This is a genomic window from Paraburkholderia sp. SIMBA_054 (assembly GCF_046534875.1).
Lineage (GTDB): Bacteria > Pseudomonadota > Gammaproteobacteria > Burkholderiales > Burkholderiaceae > Paraburkholderia > Paraburkholderia hospita.
This window is the reverse complement of sequence record NZ_JAWRXV010001103.1, coordinates 1-259: the sequence shown is the minus strand read 5'-3', so window position 1 is coordinate 259 and position 259 is coordinate 1. Positions and strand designations below refer to the sequence as shown.

Below are 259 nucleotides of genomic sequence, written 5' to 3'. Positions count from 1 at the left end.
AGAAGGCGACGCTGCGCACGTTCAACGAATACGATGACCGCAATCAGCACGATGGCAAGAATGATAACGCCCAGAATGAGTCCCGTCGACAGCGCGCCGGTACGGCCAAGTTCCAGCGTGCCGGAAATAGCGTGCGGCAGGTTGGCCACGATACCGGAGAAGATGATCAGCGAGATACCGTTGCCGATACCGCGTGCAGTGATCTGCTCGCCGAGCCACATCAGGAACATCGTGCCGCCAACAAGGGTGATCACCGACG

1 pseudogene is annotated in these 259 nt (G+C 59.1%); it reads right to left on the bottom strand.

Annotated features, from left to right (window positions below):
* Window positions 1–259: pseudogene (gene secY, locus SB822_RS58580) on the bottom strand (preprotein translocase subunit SecY); the annotation flags it as partial.